Consider the following 26591-nt stretch of genomic DNA (forward strand, 5'->3'; position numbering starts at 1 on the left):
CGGGAAGATCGCCGTCGGGTTTCACGCGCCACGTTTTCTGCTCCAGCTTATTGACATGCAAACGCCTACGCTGCCATGATGTTCTCTGCTGGAAAAAACAATTGGTTTTGTAAGGGCGTGTCCGCGAAGTCGGATGCGCCCTAGTTTTTTGCTCCGAGTATGCGCGGGGTGAACAGGAGACGGAGGTGTGTTCACCCGATACATGAACAGACCTCCGTCCCCTGTTCACTCCGCGAGGATACCGCGTCGCAATCGGGCAAAATCCGTCCTTTCTTGCTTTCCGCTTGTTAGGAACCGTTAGCGAGCAACACTCGATACAGAAAGGGCTGCCAAGCACCCTTGGCAGCCCTTTTGCTAACGGACTAATACTAACGATTGCAAACTTTGCTAACAGAACCTGAAAATGCTAACGCGCGCAAACTCAAATGAAGGATGCTATCCAGTAGTGAACGGAAGGGTGGAGGGCGACGGCCATAGCATTATTCGCATCAAGCCCGACGCTCTCGAAGCCACGGTTAGCACTCTCACGAGCCTCCCGTCCCTAGCGCAACCCTGTGCGCTACGAAGCGAAGCGGGCGGCGAACGGTACGGGTGATGCGGCTGCCGAGGGCAGAACCGTCACATACGGCGCCATGGCGGGCGCATATGCGGCGTTGGCTTCGCGAAGAGCGCGGCGGACGCCGGCGACAACGTCGCCGTGATCGGCCATCCCCGGCGTCAGCGCGACATAGCCGGCGGGCTCCCCGGCAACGGAAGCCGACACGTCGGACGAGCGCACCACCGCGGAATTGCGATAGAAAGCAGGCCACCAAGGGTTTTGCGCTCCGTCGTTCGCCATGTCGTGCTGCGCCTCATCGGCAAGCAGCATGATCGCATGGCCGAACGCACGCTGAGCGCGGAACAGCGCACCGGCGATGCCGTCGGCGACAGCTTCCGGATACGCCATGGCGTCCGGATCGTTCGGCGTGCCCACAATGGCCAGCTTCGTGCGCGGGGTGAGCGCACACTCAAGCGCAACAAAGTCGGGCAGCATCGTTTCCTCATCAAGCGGAACCTCTACCAGGCGAGCGCCCCGATCCTCGACGAGCGCACGATACATCTGGCCGCAAGGTGCAAACGCGACCACTTCGTCTTCGGGCTCGAGCACCGCGTCCATAAACGCGTTGATGGCACTATCGGCCCCGGCTGCCATGACGATGTCGGAAGCGGCATAGGAGGTGCCGAAACGACACTCCAGCGAAGCGGCAACAGCCGACGCCGCACCAACACGTTCTTTCGTGAACTGTGAAACGAGCATTTCTCTTCCCTCCTAAGCGCAATCCGCGCACTATGAGACAACCCCAGCGCATACGGCGCAGGGGACAACGCCGCCTATTCGCGACGATAACCACAACAATGGGGAAACATATCGAGCATCAAGGCATAACGCATGCCCGATGGGAGAAATCAGAGATGCTCGTGGTGAGCAGAACGCTTTCGCAACGATTGGGATTGTAGCGCACACCGCAAGCAGAAAACACCCCTGAGCGCCGATTTCCTCGTAAGCGGCGGAGTCGGGATAACACACCGTTTCCGCAGTTCAGATGCCCCTATAACCCGAAAATAGGGATGACCCAAAAACCAAAATAGCCCTATTAGCACTAGCGTTTCGACATCGCAAAAAAGGCCGCATAAGCGGCCTTTTGAGCTCCCTGCCGCTTCCCAGCCCTACGCTTCACCCAACGCGGCGAGCAGTTCATCGGTGTTGATCACGTGGCAGTAGATGTTGTTGAGGATCTCCAACTCGGCTCGCTGGATCTCCTCGGTTGACGCGCGACAAGCATCCTCGATCAGCCACACTTTGAAGCTCTCGTCGGCAAGGGACCGGACGGTTCCCGACACGCATTGATCGGTCAGCACGCCCGTGCACACCGCAGTGTCGATGCCCATGTTGCGGAACAGAAGCGACAAGTTCGTTCCCGCAACCGCGCTGTCGGTCGTCTTCGTGAACACGATCTCGTCATCTTGCGGCGCAAGCTTCGGCACAATCTGCCCGACCGGATCGTCGAGCGGGACAAGCAGGTCATTGTAACCCGAGCTTCGCTGGACGAGCGACCTGTCGGACCCGTCGCGCTTCAAGCACGCGATGCGCGCGAAGTTCACGCTCATGCCGCGCTTGCGGAAGGCGGCCAGGATGCGCTCGTTGTTCGGCACAACTACTTCATCGATCGCCCGATAGAACTGCTCCCATCGCTCGGCGCGCTTGCGCTGCGCCTCCGTGGGGTCCGCAATCTCAGGACGGGTGATGAACACGTGCTGCATATCGATGACGAGCAGCGCCGTGGTTTCGGGGTCGATCTCCACCTCGCCCCAATCGTCGTCATCTTCGTAATAGAAAGAGCAGTAGCGATCGTTAACCTTCATGCTTCACCTATTCCAAGACGATGGCAGCAGGCTGCGCCGCCGCATTCCGAGGAGAAACTACCGTCTCGCTTCCCTGTTCCGTCAGATACTTCGCGCGCGAACGGCGTCCCACCAGGTAATAGTAGGCAACGCCCGCCGCACACCAAACCACGCCGACAACGATAACCTGGATACCCGAGAACGCGATCGCCAACGCGTACAGAACAATGCCGATGGCGGGGATCACGGGGACAAGCGGGCAGCGGAAAGGTCTCTCAAGCTCCGGCTGCTTAACGCGCAGGTAGATGAGCAGCCCGCACGCGAACATGTAGCATAGGCCGTAACCGAACACGCCCAGGAAGCCCGCAAGCGTCCAAGCGTCCGGAGTCACGATGGGCAGGAACGAGACCAAGATCATGGAAACCGCCGTGGCAAGCAGTGCCGTGGTCGGGGTGCCGTTCTCATCAAGCTTCGAGAATGAACGCGGGAACCAACCCTCGCGCGCCATGGCGTACAGCACGCGCGTCTGGCCCATAACGCCGCCGTTGGCAGTGCTCATCGAGCCGGTGAAGCAATGAATGGTCATCCACACGATGCCCGCAATGCCGAACAAAGAGCCGCCGACGACGATAAGCGGAGCATCGGTTCCCAGATCTGCGAAACCATCGGCCGGGAACAGGCCGTACAGGACCGTGGCGAAAGCACCGAACAGCACGGTAAGGAAGATAGCCGCGCCGATAAGCGCGTGAGGGATATCCTTCGTCGGGTTCTTGGATTCCTCGGTAAGGGTTGCGACAACCTCGAAACCGCAGAACGCGATCACCACGTAAGGAAGCGTCTGCAGGAACGGCTCGACCGTGCCGTACGGGGCGAACGGCTGATAGTTGGCCGGGTCGATCATCGTCGCGCCCATCACGACGAACAGCGCGCTCGAGGCGATAAGGATGACGCCGAACGCCGCTTCTACCAGCGCCGATAGCTTCACGCCAACCCTATTGACAGCCAAGAAGACAAGGGAGCAGACGACGGAGCCGACCCACTGCGGAATCGCAGGGACAAGCACATGAACGTAAATGCCAACCGACACAAGCTCGACGTTCAGACCGAACAGCAACGCGAACCAGTAAATCCATCCCAGCATGAAGGATACCGGATGATCCTTCCCGAACACCTGCTTCGTGTATTCCCAAATGCCGCCGCATTTCGGGAACATCGTCGCAAGCTCCGAGAACACGAAAGCCGTTGCCAACGTCGCCAAACCGCCGATAACCCAATAGCTCAGGCTTGCCATTGGTCCCGCCGCTTCCGCCGCGCCACCGACGCCGATGGCAAAACCGGATGCCACCACCGTCGCGTAGCCCGTGAGCATGAGGACGCCCTTTCCGAGCACTTTCTTCAGACCCATGATCTCTCCCTCTCACAGCCAGATTGAACAGGAAGAGCATATCCGCGCTTGATTTCTGGTAGATTTCGGTCACGTTGCATCAAAGTGACCACGGGCTGAGCAGGGGACGGAGGCGTGTTCACGGGGCAGCGTTCGGAAGCACAGAAGGCACTCGTAAACACGCCTCCGTCCCCCGTTCACATAGCAACCAGCCACTCGAAACGTGCAGCCTCGACTAACCGCGAACACACCTCCGTCCTCTGTTCGTTCCACATGGCGCGACGTCAACTGCTTCGAGAACGATTCCTGCGAAGAGCTCGGCAGGATCGACAAGATCAAAGCCGCCATCGATTTGCGCGCCAAGGCACTGACCAAGCATGTCCGCAAGATCACCCTCGCGCAAATACAACGAGCATGATAAGATGAGAATGTACCAGCGAAGCCCGGTGGGATTAACGGTCACGGGCGGAGCCAGTACTTGCGAATTTAGGGGCCGGCTGCAACCGACCCCTATTATTTCTCCTGGACTTCGTCCACTCGCTTATTTTTCTTCCGCCCACAAAGGTCGACAGCCATAAGAAGCACCGCCAACCAATTCGGCAAAACCGACAAGATGAAACTCAGAATTTCTTTCAGCATAAGGCATCGCCTCTTCCTGTATAGGTCGAAGCTCCGCCCGCGTTGGGCTTCGCTGGTTGCGCTAGTATAGCAAGTATAGTACATACGTTCTATATATTGAAAATCGCTGAATTTATGCTCAAATACAGAGAAACGCTCCCCCTGCCGATTCGGCGGAGGAGCGTTTCGTTTGCTGTTATGTTAACGCTGCGTTTTACCCCTGATACCCGTACAGGTTGCCTTCGCCCGTGTACTGCACCTCGCCAGTGCCGGAGATGATGCGGCCGACGCGATAGGTCTTCTCGCCGGCTTCGGCCAGAGCGGCCTCGACTTCCTCGGCGCGGGCGGGGTCCACGATCAAGATCATGCCAACGCCCATGTTGAACGTCTTGAGCGCCTGCGGCTCGGACAGCTCGGCGGCGTCACAGACGTACTTCGCCACGGCCGGCACGGGCCAGGTGCCCAGGTCCACCTGCGCGTCAACGCGCTCGTTCAGCGCGCGGTTGAGGTTCTCGGAGATGCCGCCGCCCGTGATGTGGGCCAGCGCACGCACGGCGCCCGGGCATGCCTTCAGCGTGCCGAGCACCTGCTTCACGTAGATGCGCGTAGGCGTGAGCAGCGCGTCGGCCACGGACTGGCCGCCCAGCGCCTCAACCGGCGCCAGCAGCTCTTCGCGGCTTTTGCCCTCCACGCACACCTTGCGGGCCAGCGAGTAGCCGTTGGAGTGCAGGCCCGAGGATGCCAGGCCGATGAGCACGTCGCCCTCGGACACGCTTTCGGGATCGAGCATCTTCGGCTTGTCGACAACGCCCACGGTGAAGCCGGACAGGTCGGAGTCGTCGGGGTCCATGACGCCGGGGTGCTCGGCCATCTCGCCGCCGATGAGCGCGCAGCCCGCCTGGCGGCAGCCCTCGCCGATGCCGGCGACGACCTCGGCCACGTGCTCCTTGCGCAGCTTGCCGATGGCGATGTAGTCCAGGAAGAACAACGGCTCGGCGCCGCACGCCAGGATGTCGTTGACGCACATGGCCACCAGGTCGATGCCCACCGTGCCGTGCTTGCCGGCCAGCTGGGCAACCTTGAGCTTCGTGCCCACGCCGTCGGTGCCGGAAACCAGCAGCGGCTCGGCCATGTCCTTGGCCGCCGCGATGCTGAACAGGCCGCCGAAGCCGCCGATGTCGCCAACGACCTCCGGGCGATACGTGGAGTGCACCGTCTCCTTGATGGCGTCGACGGCGCGCGCGCCCTCGGCGGTGTCCACGCCTGCTGCCTGGTACGTAACTTCCTGCTTCGTCACTGGATGCTCCTTATCTGATAGGCGGGAACCCGACCGACCCTGCGGCCAGCGCTCCCGCACCATTAACCTTCCAAAACCCGGACACTCGGGGACGTACCCCTATCTGTCCGGTTTCGCGCGAGCTGCAAGTCGCAAACGGCAAACGGCGAACACACCTCCGTCCCCCGTTCGCGCCGTTCACATGACGGCAAGCAGCCCAACTCCGGACACTTGGTCCTACGTCCCCGAACTGTCCGGCGCGCGCTTGCTTGTTAGACGCTGACCTGGGTGTTCTCGGCTTCTTGCGCTTCCTTTTCGTAGGCGGCGGCGAAGTCGGCTTTGGTCATGAAGCTGTTGCGCGCGGTGTAGGCGGGGATGTCCACGGGGTACTCGCCCGAGAAACATGCCTCGCAGTAGCCCGGCGTGCGCACGTCGGGCAGGCTGTCACGCAGGCCCTGCAGGCTGATGAACGCCAGCGAGTCCGCGCCCATCCACTCGCACATCTCGTCGTTGGTCATGTTCGCGGCGATCAGCTGGTCGCGCGTGTCGGTGTCGATGCCGTAGAAGCACGGCCACATGACCTCGGGGCTGACGATACGCATATGCACCTCGGTGGCGCCGGCGTCGCGCAGCATCTCGATGAGCTTCTTCGACGTGTTGCCGCGCACGATGGAGTCGTCGATGACCACCAGGCGCTTTCCGCGGATGACGGAAGGCAGCGGATTGAGCTTCAGACGGATGCCCAGCTGGCGCATGGCCTGCGTGGGCTGGATGAACGTGCGGCCCACGTAGCGGTTCTTCACGATGCCGTCCGAATACGGGATGCCGCTTTCGAAGGCGAAGCCCATGGCGGACGGGATGCCGCTGTCGGGCACGCCGAGCACCAGGTCGGCATCGGCCGGAGCCTCGCGGGCCAGGATGCGGCCCATGTTGCGGCGCGCCTGGTAGACCGACTGGCCGTCCATGATGGAGTCGGGGCGGGCGAAGTACACGTACTCGAAGATGCAGCTTGCGCGCTTGCGCGGCTCGACGCCCTGCTCGGAGGTGACGCCCTCCTTGTTGAAGCGCACGATCTCGCCGGGCTCGACGTCGCGCACGTATTCGGCACCCACGATGTCCAGGCCGCAGGTTTCGCTGGAAACCACCCAGCCGCGGTTATCGGGAAGCTGGCCGATGCACAGCGGGCGGATGCCGTTGGGGTCGCGGAACGCGTACAGCGTGTCGGGACTGGCCAGCACCATGGCGTAGGCGCCCTCCATGTACTGCATGGCGTAGCGGATGCCCTCGCGCAGGTGGTGCGTCTTCTGCGTGACGCTGCCGATGGCCTTGGCGGCCACCTCGGAATCGGTGCCCGCACGCAGCTGGATGCCCTCGTCGATCAGACGGGCGCGCAGGCTGTTGGTGTTCACCAGCGTGCCGTTGTGCGCCAGCGCGATGAGGATCTCGTCGATGGCCGAGATGTGCGGCTGCGCTGCCTCCCACGACGCCGCGGCACCGCTGGTGGAATAGCGCGCGTGGCCCACGGCCACATAGCCGTCGAGCGCGGCAAGGCGCGACTCGTCGAACACCTGGGTTACCAGGCCCAGGTCCTTCGACACCATGATGGTCTCGCCATCGCCCACGGCGATGCCGGCCGACTCCTGCCCACGGTGCTGCAACGCCTGCAGGCCGAAGCACGTCATGCGTGCAACGTCCTCGCCGGGGGCGAACACGCCGAACACGGCGCACTCCTCCTCCAAGCGGTCGGGGCGCTCTCCCGGCAGAATCGAGGTGCTCATGCTGCTGTCTCCTTTGCCGCTTCGCTGACGGCGGCCACGTCCTCGGGGTTGATGTTGCTATCATCGGCAACGACGCTGCTGGCCGCTGCTGTTGAACCGGATTCGTACGCGAACAGCACCCACCGGCCGTTGCTGGCCAGGTTATCGCAGGTGGAGAACGCGAACGTGTGCTTCATATCGGCGGCGAAGGGAAGGCCGGCAACCGTGACCACGGAGCGGTCGACCTTGTCCTGCACGTAGGCCTGACGCTCCTGCTCGCTGGCGAACGCCGTTTGAGCCAGGGGGTCGTCAGCCGCGCAATGCACGATGGAGAAGGTGGTCAGCTGGTAGTTCGCCGCAGGCGTGAACACGTACACGGTGCGGTGGCCGTTGAACGTGTCAGCGTCGCCGAAATCGGCGAAGGGCGAGAACATGGAGCCATCGTTCATGTGATGGCCGTACACGATGTTGTTCGCATCGGAGAAGTCGGCGGCATTGGCCGCGGACAGAAAGATGCTGCCGAACGACACCCAGCTGGTCTGCCCGTAGAAGTCGGTTTTGAGGTAGTGCTCGTCGTCGGTGCCGTGCACTATGGGGAAGTTGACGGTGGTGCCCGGAACGTAGATCCATCCCACCACGTCGGGGTTGATGGCCCGCAAGGCGTCCCAATCGACGGTGAAGCTTGCAAGGTCCATACGCTGAAGCGCGGCGCCATCGGGGGCGTTGAAGCCGATCTGCTCGAGTTGCTTGTTGTTCTGCTGGCCGTGCCAATAGCCGTAGCCGATGAAAGCCAGCGCGCCTGCGGCGCATACGAACACGATGAGGGAGATGGTGAACACCACGCGCCACACGCCGCCCGAGCGCTTGGGCTTGCGCCTGCCTTGGGAGACGGAAACGGGCCGCACGGGACCGTACCCCTGCGGGGCTGCATGCGCGCCGCGCGATTGCGCGCGGTTATGCTGGTATTCGGACAATTCTCGCCTTCCCAAGCGTCGAAGCGCGCAACGCACGCAAGGACGCCTCCGCAGTAGCTCGGAAACCTCATCTACCTGTTACATAGTACGAAACATCCCCAGGTCGGGGGACACGCCGCCCGCGAAATGCCCCAAATCAACGCAGGATGTTCGAAAAACCGCCCAGCACCTGCGCGATGCGGCGGTGAAAGCCGACCGGCAGGCATTCGCGACGCCCTCCCCTCAAAGCACGCCTTCGCTTGCGCCGATCCCACACGGACCCGTAGGCGGCCGCCCGCTGCCGATGTGGCAAGCCAAGCCGAAAACGCAAGGGAGCGCACCGTGCACGGTGCACGACGCGCTCCCCCGCCTCGGACTGCCGCTAGGCATTCCGCGTTAGGCCTATTTCTTCTTCATCTCGTCGAGAAAGCCCTTCAAGATGAAGCCGATGATCACGATGACTATGACCGCGACTATGACCGGAATCGTCCAACTTGGAACCATAATGCAACCCCTTTTCCTCTATATATGCGCCTGCCGACTCCTAAACCGGCAGACGCCCTGCACCCATTGTGGTTATCAAGCAATACTACCGCGCCTTCACTCGCCGTGCAACCGCACCTCGAGCGCGTCGTTGATGACCTCGAGCGCCTTGACGCGGGCGAAGCGCTTGTCGTCGGATTCCAGCACGATCCACGGCGCGAACGGCGTGGACGTCAGGCGGAACATGTCCTCCACCGCGCTTTTGTACTGCGGATACTTGTCGCGGTTGCGCCAGTCCTCATCGGTGATCTTCCACTGCTTGGCAGGGTCCTCCTGACGGGCGCGGAAGCGGGCCAGCTGCTCTTCCTGGCTGACATCCACCCAGAACTTCAGCAGCACGGCGCCCCAACGCACCAGCTCCTGCTCGAACTCGTTGATCTCGTCGTAGGCGCGCGCCCACTGGGCGTCGGTGGCGAAGCCCTCCACGCGCTCCACCAGCACGCGCCCGTACCAACTGCGGTCGTAGATGCCCACGTGCCCCGCCTTGGGAAGGCGCGTCCAGTAACGCCACAGATGAGGGTGGGCAAGCTCGGGCTTGGTGGGCGCCGGGCTGGGGAAGATGGTGTAGGCTCGCGCATCGAGGGCCTGGGCCACGCGCTTGATGGCGCCGCCCTTGCCCGCCGCGTCCCAGCCCTCGAACATGAGCACGAGCGGGACGCGCGCCTGGTACATCTCCATCTCCAGCTTGTTCAGGCGCTTCTGCTGCTTTTTCAGGCGGTCCTTGTACTCTTCGTGGTCGAGGACCAGGCCATGATCGACCTCGTCAAGGCTGGGAACCTTATCAACGATGCGGAAACGGCTCGCTCGCGGGGCGTGCGCCGCCTGCGCCGCCGCCTGCGCCGCGGCGGCTTGCGCCACGGCCAGCTGCTGCTCGGGGGAACGACCCTCCAGCGGGACCTCCTCGGCCGCACCGGCGCTGTTGGCCTGCGCCTTCGCGGCCGCCGCAAGGGCGGCGGGGTCCTTCTTCGCGTGAAGCGCCTTGTCAAGCGCGTCGACCAGCGTCTCAGTGATCTTGAGGTTGGCACGGCGCTTGTCCTCGCCGTTGATCAGGTGCCACGGCGCATAGGAGAAGTCGCTGCCCTCGAGCAGGTTGTCGTACAGGCGGTACGCCTCCTCGTATTCGCCGATGGTGGCCATCTTGCCGTCGGACACGCGCCAGGCGGTGGCGGGGTCGCGGCGCAGACGCGTCAGACGCTTGCGCTGGGCCTCCTTCGTCACATGGACGAAGAACTTCACCACCACGTAGCCGTCGTCGGTGAGCTGCTTCTCGAAGTCGGCGGAGCTGGCAAGGGCGCCGCGCAGCGCATCGATGTGGCGCTCCTCGGCGGCCTCGCGCACGGCGCGCGCCACGGTGGCGCGGGGGTGGAGCACCTTGCCGTTTTTGATCTTCACCTCGCCGAACTGGGTGTAGAGCATGCGCTGCACGGCCGAGGTGTACCAGCCGCGGTCGTAGAAGGTGATGGTGCCGCGGCCGCCGAGCGCCTTCCAGAACTGCTGCATCATGGGATAGAAGCCGCCCACGCCGTGCTCGGCGCCCGCGAACGACGCCGCGTCGACGGCGTTGAAGTTCTCGGTGACGTACACGCTGGTGGCGCGGGCGTCCAGGTTGTACATAAGGTCGGAGATGCGACTGCCCTTGCCCGCGCCGTTCCAACCCTCGAACAGCACCACAAGCCCCACGCCTGCCGCGCGCGCCTCCTGCTGCAGCACCACCAAGCGCTCGGTCAGCGCATCGCGGCACGCCTTGTACTCTTCCTTCGGAAGCGGTTCCTCAGAGAAATCGACGGTCTCCAGCATAGGCGGCCCTCCCCTTCGTGTTCGATACCATCCCGCACGGCTAGCGGCCCCATATAGCGCGACGGCGCGTGCAGCATGGCGGGAATCCTTTCCTTCATGCTAGCACACGCCGAAGCGGGAACGGCGACGACGGGGAATCGTAACCAACCGTTGACTTTACCTGCGACGCCGGCGTGCCGCGAGGGCCGCCGCAAAGGCTGCCACCGCCGCCGCGATGAGCGCTGCGACGCAGGTTGCCACGGCGCCGGTCTTGGCGGCAGCGTCACCCGTTTGCCCAAGCGCTGCAGCTACGGAAGCATTGGCGAAGCCGGGGCCGGACGACGAGCCGTTGGGGTCGTCCGGGTTATCCGAGCTCGGGTCGCCAGGGTTGCCCGAACCGTTGGAATCATCCGAGCTGCCCGAGTCGGAGCCGCCCGAATTCGAGTCGTCCGGGTTGTCGGAACCAGGTCCGGGGTTGTCGGAACCAGGTCCGGGGTTGTCAGGATCCGAGCCCGGTTTAGACGGATCGGACGGGTCCGGCTTATCCGGGTTGTCGGGCTTGCCGGGCCCGTTCGGGTTGTCCGGGTTGTTAGGCCCGTTCGGGTTGTCCGGGTTGTCCGGGTTATCAGGACCATCCGGGTTGTCCGGGCTCGGGCCAGGCCCGGGGCCGGGGTCGGGCTTGCCGGGATCCACCGGATCCGGCCCGGGATTAGGTCCAGGACCCGGAGCCGGCGGGTTATCGGGATCGGGTTCCGGCCCCGGCCCAGGTTCGGGATTGTCCGGATTATCCGGTCCAGGCTCAGGCCCCGGACCGGGTTCGGGGTTGTCGGGATCGGGTCCCGGACCAGGGTCCGGATTGTCGGGGTCGGGGTTGGGACCCGGCTCCGGGTTATCGGGATCCGGGCCCGGATCAGGGTTGTCCGGGTCCACAGGCCCCGGCCCGGGCTCCGGCTTCGCCTTCACCGTGAGCGTGCCCGGCACGATGGTCGCGGCGAAGTTCGGGTTGTCGACGCTTGCATTAATAATGTAGTCACCAGCCGGCGACTTCTCGTCTGCATCGCACGAATAGCGAACCTCCACCCCATCCGTGTTCGCACGGCTCACCAAGCTGCTGGTGAAGGCGGGGTTGCTTTCCCCTTCCATACGCTCAGCGTCGTCCACCGCCACCAGAAGCTGGGCGGGCGCGATCGAAAGGGTCAGCTCCACGTCGTCGGCCGCACGGTAGTTGCGGCTCTCGGCCGCCCGGGCGATCACGCGCGCGGTGCCGGCGGCGTTGATCGTGGCGTAGCAACCCTGCAGCGAAACAGGCGCGTTGCCGTCAGCGTCCTTCACAAGCTCGAACGTCACCGGGGTCTTCGCCGTGTTCTGCAAGACGATGCCGGGGCCGCCGAACACGCCCGAGTACGACGTCGGGCCCGTGATGGCCTGCGGCGCCTTCGCTATGGTGAACGAGGCCTTCTGCTCCCCGACCAGGTTCGGGTTCTCAACGCGCGCGGTCGCCACATAGCTGCCGCTGTCGCGCGGAGCCTCGGCAGTCGGGCCGTACACGGTGCCGTCGGCGCCCTCGTACGTCACGGAATAATCCTGCTCGCCGAGCCCGTGCGCATCCACCTGCACGCCGTGGGCATTCCCGTCGTAGACACAATCAGTCGCCGTAATCTCGAAGGAAACGGGCTTTTGCGCGATCGCAAACTCGGCAACTGCGCGTCCGACGTACCCGTTCGCCGCCAACCTTGCCACCACCCGGTACGTGCCCGCATCCGTGGGAGCGGTGCTTCCGGAATAGCGGGTGTCGCCCGTTCCCCTGAATGACAGCTTGACGGAATCGGCGCACTCGGCCGGGACGCCCTCAAGCTCGGGGGCCTGGGGTTCGCCGTTGTACACGAAGTTCGCCTCGGCAAACGATATATCCACCTTCTTCGGCGCCACCGTCAACGCGAAGCGAGCGGTACGCGTCTGACCAGCGGAATCAGAGCACACGATATCGAAGCCGAACACCCCTGCGCTCTCCGGCGTTCCCGCAATGCGCACCGCACCGTCCTCGGCAACTTCCAAACGCAACCCCTCGGGCAGCGTGCTGCCGGGCGCAACCATATAGGTATAAGGCTCGGCACCGCCGGTGGCGGGCTTGATGACCCCAACATATTCGCTATGCGCAGTCGCAACGGGCAACTCGCACGCGTTGAACGCCAAGTCATCCCACTTGGCTATGGACACCTCGGCCCGATCGGTGTCAACCGACGTCACCGTGCCCAGATACGTTTGCGTGATGCGGCAATAGTACGAACCCGCGTCCGCCGCCGACGCGTGATCGAACGTCAGCGAAGCAGACGTTTCGCCCTCAAGCGCCACGCCCTCGCCGCCATCGGACACGCGGAACCACTGGTAGCCCAGCTCGTGCGACGCCGCGGCCCCGGACGAGACCTCCTCGTGGGCAAGGACTTCCTCAGCGGCGTCGGCCGCAACCGAAAGCGTTGCCGCTTCGCCCTCATGCACGCTGGCACCTTGCGGCTGGGCCTTCACCACCGGCTGGCCCGCGCGGGCGAACGAGAACGCCAGCCTCTGCGGCGCGTCGACGCCATTCAAGGTAACGCGGTAGCTTCCGCCCTGGTAATCGGCGATGTCCAGCTCAACGGAATCCGCGATCGAACCGTCGCGCACGTCGGCCACGGTCGCGCGTTCCAGGTAGCACCCGTCATCGGGTGTCGCCGTGAACGAGGCGCTGCCGCCCTGGGGCACGTCCGCGCTGGCCGGATCCACGGTGCCGTTGATCGCCGACGCCTTCACCTCATGCTTCGGCGCCTCAGCGAACCGCGCCGTCACCGTCACGTCGTCTTCGGGCGTGAACGTCCAAGCCGCGTCGGTGCTCACCGGCCTGGAACCCGCGGCGCCATCCTTCCCGATCGCATACCAGCCGTCGAAGACGTAGCCTTTATCGGGCACGGCACGCAACGTGCACGAGGAGCCGTTCTCCACCTTTTCGACCACGGCGCATCCCCACTCATCGTTTTCCGACGAGCCATCGATGTGCCCGCCGTCGCGCGGGTCGACCGCCACGACGTTCCACGAATCCCTTACGTAGTACGCCGTGTAGGTCTTGTTCGCAACCGCCGGCCGCACGATGATCGGGCTGAAGCCCACCGGCGCTCCGCGTTCATCGATCCAGTAGCGGAACCTCCAACCGGGGAACGGGATGGTCGCCATCCACGTTGCCGTCAGGTAGCCGTCGCCGGTGAAGGGGACCACCGTGGAGAAGCCCGCGCTGGCCGGATACGTGTCAACCTGCAGATCGAAGCCCGCGTCGTAGAACACCGCCGTCAGCTGCATATCCTGCTGGGCGACGCCCACGTACACGGCGTTGTAGCTCAAGATGGCGCCCGCATCGTCGATCCAATGCGAGAAGCGATAGGTTGCCCACGGGATGGCCACGGCCACGAACGGATCGCCCTTGTCCAAGGTCTTCGTAGCGCTGGTCAAACCGTTTCCGCTGGTCAGGAATGCCTTTCCGCGCAAAATGGAGCTTTGGGACGCGGTGATGGTGACCTGCCCGTCCGCCTCGAACTGCGCGTAGTACATCACATCGGACTTCGCCTCGAAGCTGAGCACCTCGTCGGTGCTGACCACGAAATACCCCTCCCTGTCGGAGGTCCACCCGACGAACCGGTAGCCCAGGCCCGCGACGGCGTTGAGCGTGACGGTCTCCCCCGCCTCATAGGCGCCGGTGCCCTGCACGCGGCAACGGCGGTTCGTGGACTTGCCCTTCACTACCGGGGTCGCCTTGACCGCCACCTCGTACGGGTCGGCGAACTGCGCCTCAAGCTCCAGCACGCCGTCGTCCAGGGCCTCGACCAGGTCATCGTCGAGCACGAACCACGTATCCGCATCGTCGGCGAAATGCGTCTTCGAGCCGTCGGCACCCACCAGCTGCCAGCCGACGAAGCGGCGATCGTCGGTCTGCCGCGCCTGAATGTGCACAACCTGGCCGAACTCGTACACGCCCTCGCCTGACAGCTCGCCCACGCCCTCCACGTTCGAGCTCAGCGCCACGCCGTAGGAGTTGCGCGTGAAGCACGCGGTGTACGCGGCATCGCCCGTGACGGTAACCGTGCACTCAGGAAGGCCGCTGACCTGCGCGCCCTGCGCATCGCGCCAGCAATCGCAGGTGTAGCCGGGCTTGGCCGTGGCCGACAGCGTGGTGCGCTGCCCCTCGTCGAAGCCGCCGAAGCCGCTCACGTAGCCCGCCTCCGCCGGGGAGGCGATGGTGCTCACCGTGAACGACCCCATGCCGAACACGGCCTCCAGGTCGATGTCCGCGCTCACCGGAAAGCGGTACGTGGCGTCGGTGGACAGGCACGCGCCGCCGCTGAACCAGCCGATGAAATGCGCCCCGGCGGCCGGGATGGCGCTGACGCACGCCACCTCGCCCGCGGCATAGGTGCCCGAGCCCGTGGCGCTGCCATAGCCTTCACCTGCGGAAACGTTCACGGTGAACTGTTTGGCGGCGAACACGGCGGACAGCTTCGTATCGCTAGCGGGCACGAAGCGATAGTCCGCATCGCGGCTCACCACGTTGCCCTTGGCATCGGCCCAGTATTCGAATGTATAGCCCGAAAGCGCATGCGCGGAAAGGTTCGCCGAATAGCCGGCGCCCACCGTCCCGGCGCCTTCGACCCAGCCGGCCGACCGGTTCTCGACCAAGTTCCCGTCCTCATCGGCCACCGCCGGCGCCGCCGACACCTCGTACGAGCGCTCCTCGAAATGCGCCACGTGCACGTGGCTGCGCATCAGGCGGCACGTGAACTCCGACTCAAAGGACTCCAGCTTGCCGGCTGCCGAATACCAGCCCGCGAACTCGTACCCGGGCGCCGCCTGCGCCTTGAGCGCGACCTCCGCGCCGCGCTCGGTGAACACGCGGCTGGCCCGCGCCGACCCGCCATCGGCGGGGCTTGCCACGGGCAGGCAAACCACCTCGTAGGGCTTGAACGCCGCCGTGACCGTGCACCGCTCCGATTTGGCGGTCAGCCCCTTCGCCACCACGTCGCATTCCATATCAAGGCTGGTGAAGATGCCGTTGACGTACCAGCCCCAGAAGAAGTACCCCGTCTTCGGCTCGGCCTTCAAATGCAGCGTCTGGCCCAGCGAGAAGGAATCGGTCGTCGGGGTGACCTCGATGCCGTTGCAGGTGACCGTGCCGCCGAGCCACGTGTCGGCCGCGATCACCACCTCGGGCTCCGCGCCCTTGAACACCGCCTTGTACGTCTGGTCCTCCGTCACGCGCACGGTCAGCTGCTGCTCGGGATGCTTCTTGCGTTTGCCGTCCTTCCAATGGGCGAACCGGAAGCCCTCGTTCGGCTTCGCCTTGATGGTAACCGCGCTTCCGTATTCCACCATGACCGCGTCCACGCCGGGATGCCCCTCGATCTCGACGGTGCCGCGTTCGACCAGGTGCGAATCGGTCTCCACGCTTATGCGGTACCGCTTGGGGACGAACACCGCGCGCACCACCGTGTCCTGCTCGGGGGTGAGCTCAAGGTGGTCGGGGTCCGTTCCCATGGGAACCCCGGAATCGCCAAGGTACCAGCCCTTGAACGTGAACTTGTCGCGCACGTCGTCGGCAAGCTTCACGGACAGCGTGACGGGCTTGCCGCTTTCGCAGTAGCCGTCGCCGGTCACCGTGTACTTGCCGGCAAGCTGGTCGACGGGCTCGGCCACCACGCTCACCTTGCACAGGCGCTGGAAGCGAGCGGTCACCGTGCAGTCGGCCACCGGCGCGAACGTATAGGTTTGGTCGTGGGAAGCGAAGGTAGGCGCCACATCGGCGGCGCCGTAGCTGATATACCAGCCGTCGAACAGGTAACCCTCGCGGGGCTGCGCCGTGGCGGTGACGCTTTCCCCTTCGGGAACGTCAAGCACTTCGCCGACGCTTTCGCCGTTTTTGAGCACAGCCGTCCCGCCCTCGATGGGGTCGGCTGCCGCGCGAACGGAATGGGCGTCCTTGCCGTCCATCACGGCCGTGACGCGCCCGTTACCGTCCACGCGATACTCGCACACATCACCGCGGTCGATGACGGTGCGCCCTGAATCGTCGGTTTTGCGCCATTCCACCAGCTTGTACTTCTTGCCTGGGTCGTCGGCGCGCGCCGAAGGCACCGCCGTGAACGTGAGGATGTCGCCATCGGCGGCCCTGACCACGCCGCCCTCCACGGGCACGCCGTCGCAGAGCACCTGCGCGCCCTCGTCGGGGTCGGCGCCCACCACGATGGTGCGGTCGGCCTTGCGGAACTTCGCCACCAGGTGCCTGTCGAGCTCGGCGGTGAACACGTAGACGGGAGATTTCGAAACCTCGATGCCGTCCTGGAACCAGCCGACGAACGCGTAGCCCTCGCCTTCCGTGGCGATGACCTTCGCCTCCTGGCCCTGCCGCGGCGTCTGCACGTCGGGCGTGGCGTTGCAGCCGGTGGGGATGCCGGCGTCGACGCCCGTCACCTCGGCGGACGTGGTGATGCGCACGTTGCGCTCGAACACCGCCGTCATGGCCACCACCTCGGGCGTGGCGTCGGTGATGCGGATCTGCATGCGCTGCGAGACGGAGCGCTCGACGCCGTTCTCCTTCCAGCACACGAAGCGGTATCCCGGATTGGGGATGGCCTCGAGCTCGGCGATGGTACCCTCGAAGTGGACGCCGCCGCCGCGCACGATGCCGCCCTCCGCGGGTTGGGCGGTGGTCAAGATCTCGACCGAATGGTCGCCGTGGGGCTTGTTCGGGTCGTTGTCGTGCTTATGGTGATCGAAGATGTCCTTGATCTCTTTGAGGACGTTCTTGCCGATCTGGGCCAGCTCTTCAATGGTCTCGGCGCCGGCGATGTCGATCATGGCCTGCGCGATGATGGGGTCCACAATCTCGCCCAGGCCGTACACGGCGGCCACGATCCCTACCGTGCCCAACACCGCAAGCAGGGCGATTTGGAGCGCTTCGAACGCCTCGAACTCATCTTCGGCCACGCGGAAATGCGCCACCAGCTCGGTATCGCCGGTCAAAAGGAACGTGTACGAGCCATCGGACGCCGCGGGGACCGTGTTGCCCAGCGCGTCGGTGGCGTAGTCGAACACGTAGCCCGGCTCGGGCACCGCGTTCACCGTCACCTGCTGGCCGACGCCGTACAGGCCCGAGGTCAGGAAGTAGCCCGGGGCGTTGCCGTCCTCGTCGGTGCCGGCGACACTGAGCACCACGCTCGCGGGAATCGCCGAGTACCAGGGCGTGAGCTCTACCTGCGCGGATTCGTTCGCGGGTTTCGCCACCTCGTACTCGCAGGTGGCCTGGTCGCTGATGGCCACGGAGTCGTCGCCATCAGCCGCGTACCAGCCCACGAACTGCGCGTTGTCGGGCGTCGCGGAAAGCTGGACGGTCTCGCCGACGTTGCGATAGCAGTTCGCCGCATCCACCTGCAGATGGGCGTACGACTCGGAATGATCGGTGGTTTGAGCAGGGTTGATGTGCACCCCCACTTCCTTCAGGGCAAACCGCGCCTGCAGCGCCACGTTGCCCGCCGGCGTGAACTCGTATACGGGAGATTCGCACACGCGCTCGCCCGTGGCGGCATCGAACCAGCCGGTGAAGGCCGTGTCGTCATCGAGCATACCCAGGGCCTTCGCGTCAAGCGTGACCGTTTGGCCGCCTTCCGAGGTTAGGTTGCCCGTCACCTGCGGGACCTCCACCCCTTCCATAAGCGTTCGGCCGCCCGTGTCGAGCGTCTGCTCGTAGCTCACCTCGCAGGAAATCGGCTCGAATGTAGCGGTGTAAAGCGGTGACCGCTTTACGAGCCCGTCCGTCTGATCGGCGCCTTCGGCAGTCACGACCAGCTTTTCCCCGCCTTCGATGGGCTCGCCGTCGCGCAACCAGCCCGAGAAGGCGAAGCCCGCATTCGGCGTTGCGGTAAGCGTGACCTGGGTTCCTTCCTCATACATGCCGGCACCGGAGACACTGCCCCGATCGGGCTGCGCCGTCGCGGCGCGCACGGCCACCCACGTCTGCGAGAAGTCGAACGCGAACCAACCGGTCACCTCGTCGAAGTCCTGGACGCGGTACGCGTACGACGCCTCGGTGGACAGCAGCTCGCCGCGATGCATCCAGCCCAGGAAGCGGCACCCCTGCGCCGGGATCGCCGAAAGCTCGACGGTCTGTCCCAGCTCGTAGGTGCCCGAGCCGCTCACCGTGCCGAGCGCCAGGCCCGACGCGCTTTTCGCGGACACGTTGACCTGCCCGTACTCCACCAGCACGGCGACGGGCGTCTCGCCGACGACGGCTTCGTATTCGATGGTGTCGCCGGGGCGGCTTCCCAGATAGTATCCGCCAAGCGAGCTCTCCCAGTGGTCGAAATGGTACTTCGCCGCATTGTATTCGCAGGTCAGCGTCACATGCTTGCCCGCATATGTCGTAAAGCTCGTCCCCATGTCGCGCCCGTCGACCACAACGCTCGCCCGCGCGCCGATGACCTGCCGCCCGTCGGCGCTGCCCAGGCGCACCTCGGGCGCCACCGTAGCCTTGTCGGCGAACACCGCCGTCAGCAGCGTGTCGCGCTCCACCTTGAACTCGTACCACTGGTCCTCGGAAAGGATGTTCCCTTCCTCGTCGGTCCAATAGGCGAACGTCCTGCCGGGCGTGGTGGCATTGGCCACCACTACGCAGGTTTCGCCGGGCTTGTACTGGCCCGCGCCGGTCGCGCTGTCCCCGGAGGAGCGCGCGCCGTCGTAGCGGATATCAACCGCTAAGTCGGTGTTGCCCCGCTCGCGCATGGGCTCGGCGGAGCACGCGTCCAGGTACACCACGTCATCGTCATAGGTCACGTGGATACGCTGCCCGTGGAAGCTTGAGCGGAACAGATACCCGTCATCGGGATACACCTCGATGAACTGGGCAAACGCGCAGTTCTTCAAGTCCTCGTAATCGAACGAGTTCCTGCCGTAACCGTGGTTGAACGTGACCTTCATGCCGGCAAGGGAAACCTTATCATCCTCGGCGTACTCCATGACGTCAGGGTCGCGCTCGATTCGAAGGTCCTTCAGGCACTCGGCAATGCTGACGGGGGTTGCGCCGTTGCAGCCGTCCCAATTCAGCTCAGGTAAACCCGACCGATACAGGTGGACCAAGTCCGGCGGCACCATCACCTGCATCCCACGCTTGGGGAACGTATCGACGTCGATGAACACCGCATGGTTGCACCGGAAGTACGCAAAGTCCATGTTCGTGTTGGCGAACGCCCGGCTAGGCAGCCGCTCGATCTGCGAGTCGCCCGGCAAAACCAAACCACCGTCAAGGTTCGATCCGGAGAAGCACCCTACGCCCAGCTCGCGCACCATTGTGTTCGTCTCAAGGCCCGTCACGTGCAGGTTGGGGCAGTTGGCGAACGCCCAGTTGCCGACCGAGACGATCTGCTGGTTTTGCCCCAGGCCCGTGTCGGACAGGTTTTGACACCCTTCGTACGCGTCGACGGGGATGGACGCCAGCCCTTTCACATTCCCCAAACCGGTGGACTCAAGGCCGCTTTTCATGAAGCAGGCTTCCCCCAAAGCGCCGATTTCGGCGGGCTTCTTAATGGAAAGGCTGGTCAACGAGGAGCAGCCGGCAAACGCCTGCGCGCCGATCGAGCCGATATGCATATCCGAGAAGCTGATGAAAGAGAGCTTCGCGCAGGCGGCGAAGGCGAAATCGCCTATGGAATCCAGACGGTCGTTCTCGAACCGCACCGACGTCAGGCTCGTCGAGCCCTCGCACAGGCCCTTGGGGATGTTGGCAACGTGATACTCGACGATGAGGTTCGTGACATCGCGCGCGGAGATGGCGTTGCGCTCGGGGTCGTCCTCGTCGACGGGCTTCGTCAGATCGCCCCGCTCATCGCAAGCGTACACATACCCGCTGGCCATAAGCTTGCCGAACGGGTACAGGACCCCCTGCTGCGCCGGCTCATCGTCGGCAGCGCGTTCTGCCGAGTCATTCGCCGCATCGGCAGCATCGCGCTGCGCCGAATCGCCTGCCGTCTCGGCGGCGTTGGAGCCCGTTTCACCATCTGCGGGAGAGGCAGCATCGCCGCCTTCGCCTGCACCTTCGCCCGCACCCTCGCCAGCAGGCGATGCGGAATCGACCGAGCCCTCCAGCAACGCAGAACCCAGATCGCCAGCCAACGTGGAGGGGGACCCGCCCGCAACCGCGGTATCCTCGCCTGCGCTGGCGGGGATGGGCGTGAACGAGACCACGAGCGCCACGGAAAGCAGCACTCGGAGAAGGGCATTGCAAATACCGACGCTCTTCATGGAAGGCACCTTTCAACTGCGTCTCCGACCTGCGGAACGCAAGGGAATGCATACCTTATATTGTAAGGGATGGCAGGGCCCCACCACACGGGAATCCCGCCACCGCCGAGCCGCCGCAGTGCCACCCGGCGGCACTTTCGCCATACGTGCCGCACACCGTCGAGCCGGTCGAGGCTTATCCCGCGGCCCTTGGGCGGAACTTGCGGTCCTCAACGCAATCGCACTCGCGGCCGCCCCTTCCCCGCTGCGAAACCGAAGACCCGGAAACCTTCGTCCCCACAAGCCAGTAGGCGAGTCGAATGCGTCCTTGTCGGTCTTCCCGGCAGGACGTTTTCGTCCCCATTGGTCTCGGGAAGAAGGTTTTCCGGCTTTCGCGTCTCAGAACGTGAGTTTTCCAAATGTTAGACGGCGCTCATATCCCGAGATTGTAACGACCGCATGCGATTTCGTACCAAACGATTGCATGCGATCCACTTGGCGGCACCCCTCGCCGAAAACCGCCTTCCCAAATTCGGAAAACTCGCATTTTCTGCCATGATTCGGCGAAAAGCTTCCGTCACCCTCCCATCCCCCGACGCGTGAGCAGGGGACGGTGAACAGGGGGACGGGTGAACAGGGGGACGGGTGAACAGGGGGACGGGTGAACAGGGGGACGGAGGTGCGTTCACAATCGATCTTCGCGCTTTCGACAACGTAACGCGAACGCACCTCCGTCCCCTGTTCACGGGAACCCGGCCGCCGCCGAGCCCCTTCATCACCTTCCCCACCCCCCGAAAGCTGCAACGTTAAGGGAGCGTAAAATCTTCGCTCGGAAACCGTCAGCGCCGCCCGCGCACGTCAAGCGAAGGCCCACAACCTTTATCATGGGTAAGGCTCACTTCATGCCGACGCAACACGGCAGCGTCATCGCAAAGCGGGACCTGCGCGCAACGCGGCAGCGTTATCGCAAACGCAACCGACGCAACGCGCCGGCATCATCGAAAGCGGGACCGGCGCGCAGCGCCATCGAGGAAGGAAAACGGCAATGCCCACCTACGGCGTCATCGACCTGGGGTCGAACTCCATTCGCCTTGTCATCTACGAAGTGAAGGACGATCGTCGCAGCACCTATTCCAGCAAGGACTTCAAAAGCATCATCAACGACAAGGTGATGGCGGGCCTTGCCGCGTTCGTCGAGGACGGCGTGTTCACGCCCGACGGCGTGGACCGCGCCGTCAACGTGCTGAAAAGCCACATGAAGCGCGTGCGCTACTTCGGCTGCAAGCGCGTCGACGTGTTCGCAACCGCAGTGCTGCGCAACGCCGCGAACTGCACCGACGCCATCGCCCAGATCGAGCGCCGCTGCGGGCTGGCGGTCACGCTGCTCTCGGCGCGCGACGAGGCGCACCTCGGGTTCATCGGCGCGCGCTGCTCCACCCCGCTCGAGCGCGGCACGCTCGTCGACATCGGCGGCGGCTCCACCGAGCTCACCCGCGTCGAAGGCGGCGTCGACAGCGATGACGTGAGCTTGGGCCAGGGCTCGCTGTCGTCATTCGCGCGCTTCGTCCGCAACATCCTGCCCGCGCCCATCGAGATGGACACCATAGCCTGCGAGTTCCGCTGCAACCTGCGCAAGCTGCCCAGCCTCGAGCCCTACAAGGCCCCCACGCTCTACGGCGTGGGAGGATCCACGCGCGCGGCGGCCAAGCTGGTCCAACAGCTCAACGAGTTGCAAACGCGCCCGCGCGAGGTCAAAGCCGAGCAGGTGCAGCAGATCCTCCGCGCTTGCCGCGAGAACCCCTCCGCCTTCGGCCATGCGGCGCTGAAGGCCTCCGCCGAACGCGTGCACACCATGGTGCCCGGCTGCGTCATCTTGGCGGAGCTGTTCCGCCACCTTGGCGCCGATAAGCTGGTGATTTGCAAGCACGGCGTGCGCGAGGGGTACCTGATCGAGCGCATGCTCGGAGCCGCGTCGGCACCCCCTCAAGCGGATTAACCCCGCATGAAACCGAATCGTTACCTTTTTCACCCCATTATTTCCAGCCTGGTGGCGGATTCGGCCGGTCGCAGCATCAAAACAGAGTAAAATATGAGTTGAGGGGACGTGGTTGTTGGGGAACCGCGCCACCCCGGCGTCGCACGTTATGCAATCATCGATTCCACTTGGCCGCCCGCAAGCGGCCGCACGCACATCGAATCAACGAAGACGCATCGCCCGACGCACGTTTCATCTATGACGTCGAGGGAAGGGAACGCCATGAAAGCAAACGAATCCACATCGCATATAGGATCCACGCCCTACATGCAGAACCGCGAGCTGTCGTGGCTCACGTTCAACGAGCGCGTGCTCGACCAAGGCGCCGACGAGACCGTCCCGCTGCTCGAGCGGCTCAACTTCATCAGCATCTTCTGGTCCAACCTCCAAGAGTTCTTCATGGTGCGCGTGGGCAGCCTGACCGACCTGTCGCTTCTGAAGAAGCAGGTCCTTGACTCGAAGACGGGCATGACGCCGGCCGAGCAGCTCTCCGCCATCCACAAGCGCTGCCATGAGCTGTACCCGGTGCAGGAGCAGACCTACGCCGAGGTGCGCGAGGCCCTGGCCGCGCACGACGTGCGCCATCTGCGCCCCGCCGACCTCAACGACGAGCAGCGCGCCTTCCTGGCGGATTACACCGCCGCCAACATCATGCCGTTCCTGTCCCCGCAGATCATCAACTCGCGCCACCCCTTCCCCCACCTGGAGAACGGGTCGCTCTACGTCATCGTGCGCCTTGACGAGGAAGTGGGTCCGAAGAAGCCCAAGAAGAAGGACAAGGCCAAGGACGGCAAAACCGTCAAAGCCGCGAAGATCCACCCCTCCGCCGAGGAAAGCGAGAACCTGGGCGCCGAGGGCGTCACCGTTGGCATCCTGCCCATGCCGCGCCAGTGCGCGCGCGTCATCAAGCTGCCGGGCGAGGGCTTCCAGTTCATCCTGCTCGAGCACGCGGTGGAGATGACCGCCGAGCAGGTGTTCAGCATGTACACCGTCAAACACACCAACGTCCTGTGCGTCACGCGCAACGCCGACCTGGACGCCACGGAGAACACCGACGAGTCCGACGAGGATTACCGCGAGCACATGAAGCGCATCCTGAAGAAGCGCGGCCGCCTGGCGCCGGTGCGCCTGGAGTCCGAGCGCCCGCTTTCCAGCGTGCTGCAGGAGCTTCTGCTCGACCGTCTGAACCTCAAGCCGCATCAGACCTACGTCACCAGCGTGCCGCTCGACATGAGCTGGACCTGGGGCCTTGGCAGCAACCTGCCCGAGCAGGAGCGCATGGCGCTGTCCAACTCCCCGTTCACCCCGCAGTGGCCGGCATGCCTTGACCGCAACCGCTCCATCATCGAGCAGGTCTGCGAGCGCGAAGTGCTGCTCAGCTACCCCTACGAGTCCATGGACGCGTTCGTGCAGCTGCTGCGCGAGGCCGCTGCCGACCCCACCGTCATCTCCATCAAGATCACGCTGTACCGCCTGGCCCGCCAGTCGCACCTGGCCGAGGCGCTCATCGCCGCCGCCGAATCGGGCAAGCAGGTCACGGCGCTGTTCGAGCTGCGCGCCCGCTTCGACGAGTCGAACAACATCGAGTGGTCGCAGCGCTTCGAGGAGGCCGGCTGCAACGTCATCTACGGCTTCCGCGATTACAAGGTGCACAGCAAGATCTGCTGCATCACGCGCCAAACCGATAACGGCCTGCAGTACATCACGCAGCTGGGCACGGGCAACTACAACGAGAAGACAGCGAAGCTCTACACCGACCTGAGCTTCATCACCGCCGACGAGACCATCGGCCGCGACGCCACCGAATTCTTCCGCAACATGCAGCTGGAGAACGCCTCGGACAACTACGACATCCTGTCCGTGGCGCCGCTGCAGATCAAGCCCGGCATCATCGCGAACATCGACAAGCAGATCGCCCTTGCGCGCGAAGGCAAGCCGTGCGGGCTGTTCTTCAAGACCAACAGCGTCACCGACAAGGACATCATCGTCAAGATCGCCGAGGCCAGCCAGGCCGGCGTTCCGGTCACGCTGCTCGTGCGCGGCATATCGTGCCTGGTCCCGGGCGTGCCCGGCTACACCGACAACGTCCGCGTGGTCTCCATCGTGGGCCGTCTGCTCGAGCACAGCCGCATCTACGGCTTCGGCCCGCGCGAGGACATCAAGATTTTCCTGTCCAGCGCCGACCTTATGACGCGCAACATGGAGAAGCGCGTGGAGATCGCCTGGCCCATCCTTGATAAGGAGCTGCGCAACCAGGTGCTCGACTACATCGACACGTGCCTGCGCGATACGGCGAAGCTGCGCGAGCTGAAGGCCGACGGAACCTACACCAAGCTCGGCGAGCTTGCCAAGCCCGACGAGCCGAAATTCGAGTCGCAGGACTTCCTCATCAAGGAGGCGCAGCGCGCCCGCGCGGCCGCAGCCGAGGCCAAGGCCGCGCGCAGCGCGAACTCCCGCAAGCTCATGAACGAGCAGCGCCAGGCGCAGATGGCCGAGGCTGAAGCCAAGGTGGAGGCTGCAGCGAGAGCGGAAGCCGCCGCCGCAGAGGCTGCCCGTGAGGCCGAAGCCGCCCGCAAGGCCGCGATCGAGGCCGAGGCCGCCGCGAAGGCCGCCGAAGTGGAAGCCGCCGCGAAGCCGGCCGAGAAGCCGGCGCCGAAGCCGCAAACGGCACCCAAGCCCGCCGAGGCCACGGCCAAGCCGCAGGCTGCGCCCAAGCCTGCCGAGCCGGCAGCCCAGCCCGTACCGGTGAAGGCGCAGGTCATCAACGAGCCCATGCAGGCGCCCAGCCACTCCGGCATCCAGCGACGCCCCGAGAAGCCCAGCCTACTCGCCCGCGTCCTAGCGAAGTTCATCCGCTAACCCCAGAAGCCCCGCGCACCAAGAAATGGAAAGCGGTTCAGAAACCCCGCTCACGCGGGGTTTCTTTTTGCCTGTGCGGGGTCCATACATGGGCGGTTGCGGCTGCTAGTCTGGAGGCTGGGCCGCCTGCGTGACCGAATAAGGCGATACGTCTGCGTTTAGTTGGGGTTGGTCGCGGTATAGATATCTTGCACGAGCCTGTGGCCTGGGAAAATGCGGATAGCTCTTGCGTTGCTACTTAGACATGCCCCGATTAAACGCAGACGTATCGATGGTTTGGCGTAACGGATGGCAAAGAAAGCGGATTCGCAAGCTCGAAAGCTCGGTTGTGGGCGTATCGGGGTGCAAACAAAGTAGGGCCGACCCCCAGGCGTTCGCCTTCGGGGGGGGGACGGCCGCTGAGCGTGTCGGGGCACGAACGAAGCAGGGCCGATCCCGCGCATCGCGGGGTCGGCCCTGGTGGCGTTGCTTCTTTCGTAGCCCGGCCCTTAGGCTCGAGCGGGCGCGAAGGCGCCCGACGCCCTGCGGCGCATACGTTCGCCGCTTAAATCTCCCAGCACTTGGCGTGGTCCTTGTTGGGCGTGCGCACGTTCACTTCCTGGTTCTTCAGGGAAACGCGGCTGCCCGCGGGCACGCTGGAGATGACGAACGCGCTGCCGGCGATGATCGAGCCCTCACCGATGACGGTCTCGCCGCCCAGCACGCTGGCGTTGCTGTAGAT

General features: G+C 64.4%; 10 protein-coding genes. 2 read left to right on the forward strand and 8 right to left on the reverse strand.

The genetic code is table 11. From position 1 onward, the window contains the following. Positions 1–559: 559 nt before the first annotated feature. The 8 genes from Q0H50_RS02185 to Q0H50_RS02220 all read right to left on the reverse strand — a co-directional run bounded on the left by Q0H50_RS02185 (position 560) and on the right by Q0H50_RS02220 (position 20997). Entirely contained in the window at positions 560–1297 is a 738-nt protein-coding gene (locus tag Q0H50_RS02185) for an aminotransferase class I/II-fold pyridoxal phosphate-dependent enzyme (RefSeq protein WP_294418922.1), read from the reverse strand. A gap of 410 nt (positions 1298–1707) precedes the next feature. Next, positions 1708–2403 (reverse strand): cysteine hydrolase family protein, encoded by a 696-nt coding sequence (locus Q0H50_RS02190; RefSeq protein WP_294418924.1) that lies wholly within the window; start codon positions 2401–2403, stop codon positions 1708–1710. Positions 2404–2410: 7 nt separating this feature from the next. Continuing rightward, the gene (locus Q0H50_RS02195; RefSeq protein ID WP_294418927.1) at positions 2411–3787 is read right to left on the reverse strand and encodes an APC family permease; all 1377 of its coding nucleotides are present in this window, start codon (positions 3785–3787) and stop codon (positions 2411–2413) included. A gap of 811 nt (positions 3788–4598) precedes the next feature. Beyond that, the gene (gene purM, locus Q0H50_RS02200) at positions 4599–5681 is read right to left on the reverse strand and encodes a phosphoribosylformylglycinamidine cyclo-ligase (RefSeq protein ID WP_294418930.1); all 1083 of its coding nucleotides are present in this window, start codon (positions 5679–5681) and stop codon (positions 4599–4601) included. Between the two features lie 251 nt (positions 5682–5932). Continuing rightward, complete coding sequence (gene purF, locus Q0H50_RS02205; protein ID WP_294418931.1) at positions 5933–7438, reverse strand: amidophosphoribosyltransferase; 1506 nt, start codon at positions 7436–7438, stop codon at positions 5933–5935. Beyond that, positions 7435–8391 carry a class B sortase gene (srtB, locus tag Q0H50_RS02210; protein WP_294418932.1) on the reverse strand — a complete coding sequence of 319 codons (957 nt, stop codon included), beginning with the start codon at positions 8389–8391 and terminating at the stop codon, positions 7435–7437. The genes purF and srtB overlap by 4 nt, the downstream gene beginning before the upstream one ends. 579 nt (positions 8392–8970) lie before the next feature. Beyond that, the gene (locus tag Q0H50_RS02215) at positions 8971–10710 is read right to left on the reverse strand and encodes a hypothetical protein (protein ID WP_294418934.1); all 1740 of its coding nucleotides are present in this window, start codon (positions 10708–10710) and stop codon (positions 8971–8973) included. Between the two features lie 156 nt (positions 10711–10866). Further along, positions 10867–20997, reverse strand: coding sequence for an InlB B-repeat-containing protein (locus tag Q0H50_RS02220; RefSeq protein ID WP_294418937.1), 10131 nt, complete (start codon positions 20995–20997; stop codon positions 10867–10869). 1024 nt (positions 20998–22021) lie between these two features. Between Q0H50_RS02220 and Q0H50_RS02225 the strand changes: the two genes are divergently transcribed. Both Q0H50_RS02225 and ppk1 read left to right on the forward strand, forming a co-directional pair. After that, positions 22022–22972 carry a hypothetical protein gene (locus Q0H50_RS02225; protein ID WP_294418940.1) on the forward strand — a complete coding sequence of 317 codons (951 nt, stop codon included), beginning with the start codon at positions 22022–22024 and terminating at the stop codon, positions 22970–22972. 261 nt (positions 22973–23233) lie between these two features. Continuing rightward, positions 23234–25870: a polyphosphate kinase 1 gene (gene ppk1 / locus Q0H50_RS02230; RefSeq protein ID WP_294418942.1), complete on the forward strand. Its 2637-nt coding sequence runs from the start codon at positions 23234–23236 to the stop codon at positions 25868–25870. Positions 25871–26591 lie beyond the last annotated feature (721 nt).

Origin of the sequence: uncultured Senegalimassilia sp. (genome assembly GCF_934632265.1) — a bacterium.
Taxonomy (GTDB): Bacteria; Actinomycetota; Coriobacteriia; order Coriobacteriales; family Eggerthellaceae; genus Senegalimassilia.